This window comes from Lactobacillus hominis DSM 23910 = CRBIP 24.179, from assembly GCF_000296835.1.
Classification (GTDB): Bacteria; Bacillota; Bacilli; order Lactobacillales; family Lactobacillaceae; genus Lactobacillus; species Lactobacillus hominis.
The window spans coordinates 1-1,917 of sequence record NZ_CAKE01000031.1 but is presented as its reverse complement, the minus strand read 5'-3'; the positions used below and the strand labels follow the sequence as shown (position 1 = coordinate 1,917).

At 36.6% G+C, this 1,917-nt stretch carries 7 tRNA genes; all 7 read right to left on the bottom strand.

The features are described 5' to 3' along the window. Window positions 1-13: 13 nt before the first annotated feature. Window positions 14-87 (bottom strand) — tRNA-Met (locus BN55_RS08630). 8 nt (window positions 88-95) lie between these two features. Beyond that, a tRNA-Ser gene (locus BN55_RS08625) sits at window positions 96-186 on the bottom strand. A 21-nt stretch (window positions 187-207) separates the two neighbouring features. Beyond that, a tRNA-Glu gene (locus tag BN55_RS08620) sits at window positions 208-279 on the bottom strand. A gap of 1,290 nt (window positions 280-1,569) precedes the next feature. Further along, window positions 1,570-1,659 (bottom strand) — tRNA-Ser (locus BN55_RS08615). 2 nt (window positions 1,660-1,661) lie between these two features. Further along, window positions 1,662-1,736: transfer RNA gene (locus BN55_RS08610), tRNA-Ile, on the bottom strand. Between the two features lie 5 nt (window positions 1,737-1,741). Then, window positions 1,742-1,812 (bottom strand) — tRNA-Gly (locus BN55_RS08605). 16 nt (window positions 1,813-1,828) lie between these two features. Then, a tRNA-Phe gene (locus tag BN55_RS08600) sits at window positions 1,829-1,901 on the bottom strand. Window positions 1,902-1,917 lie beyond the last annotated feature (16 nt).

Below are 1,917 nucleotides of genomic sequence, written 5' to 3'. Positions count from 1 at the left end.
CTAAGGGACCATATTGCGGGAATAGGATTTGAACCTATGACCTTCGGGTTATGAGCCCGACGAGCTACCAGACTGCTCCATCCCGCGATGATATAAGGAGGATGTGGGATTCGGACCCACGCGCGGGCAGAACCCGCCTGACGGTTTTCAAGACCGTTCCCTTCAGCCGGACTTGGGTAATCCTCCATTTTACCATTGCTATGGTAATGACCCGTACGAGATTTGAACTCATGTTACCGCCGTGAAAGGGCGGTGTCTTAACCACTTGACCAACGGGTCATAATATTTAATTAATGCTAAGGCACTTTTATAATGTTACTCTCTCAAGCTCAGCTTGTCAAGAAGTAATTTTTCTTTCTTGCCGCATCAGCAATAAATATATTACTAGAAACTATTCATTAGTGCAACCCTTTTTTTGCAAAAAAATTTGTTAATTTTATACCGATCAGCTAAAAGCTTGATTTAGCAGCGTTTTTAGCTGTCTAATTTCATTTAAAAATCAAGTTCTTAAGAAAATATTTTGCATATATACATATTGAAAAATTCTATATATTTTTATCTGAGATTTTTTATTAGCTTTGGCTTTTGCCTATAAATTTCTGATAAGTTAAAATTGTACTCCTATCCACAATGAAAATCTCTAATTAACAAAAACTATTAAATTTATACAAATTACGCTGATTATAACTCTTTCCAAATTTAATTTCTTTATGTAAGTCTTCTCGTATTAGAATACAAAAAATAAGGATTTACTGCCTTCTGTTCATAGCTAAGGCTTGTATCCAAAGAATTGCTTTAGCTTCTTTTATTGTTTGTTTCTTAAGATGCTCCTTTATTTTCTACTATTTTTCCTCTCACTTGTCATAATACATGTTATATCTTATATTTCCAATAAAAATCAAAAGTAATAACAAAAATCTATCCTAAAGAATATTATCTTCAAAGTATTTCTTTTAACATAAGCTATCTTTTGTGTCTTGAAAGTGGATAACATAATTTTCATCCAACTATATTAGTCGATCACGTAATCGAAGATGTCTTTATTTAACTACTTTCACATCTGGTCATCAGCTTATTCTCCTGAGGCTTTTTTTAAAAGAGGTGCGGCCACAATATCGAAAAATGAAAAATCGTCTCAAACAAGCTTTTTCACACCATAACAGGCAATTATGTAGTTCTATCCAAACCAATGCAATGGCCTAATGAAGTTTATAGCTTGGATCACCAGAAAAATACAAAATATGCCACTAAATATGGAATACCCAATCCTGAACTATATGCTGATCAAAGAGATATTAAACGTATTATAATTCATGGATTTAGACACACCTTGCAACACTTTTGATAGAAATATACGGCTATAAAGCCTAAAACAGTTCAAATGCTTCTAGGACGCCCAGACATTAGGATTACTTTAGATATTTATACACACATCACTAAAAAGAACCAAGATGACGCAATTAATGCATTGAAACAGTTAAATCTATAAACAAAAAACACCTTTTCCTAGTCAAAAGGTGTTTTTCTTAACTATAAATATTGATATATCGCGATTTCTCGCTCTAAATACGGAGACTGAGAGATTTGAACCCTCGCGCCGGAATAACCCGACCTACACCCTTAGCAGGGGCGCCTCTTCAGCCACTTGAGTAAGTCTCCAATGGGCCTAAATGGACTTGAACCATCGACCTCACGCTTATCAGGCGTGCGCTCTAAACCAGCTGAGCTATAGGCCCATTAAAGCGGGTAACGAGAATCGGACTCGCGACTAAAGCTTGGAAGGCTTTCGTTTTACCACTAAACTATACCCGCACTTCATTCTAATGAATGGCGCGGGACGGAATCGAACCGCCGACACAAGGAGCTTCAATCCTTTGCTCTACCAACTGAGCTACCGAGCCATTTACGGTCCCTACC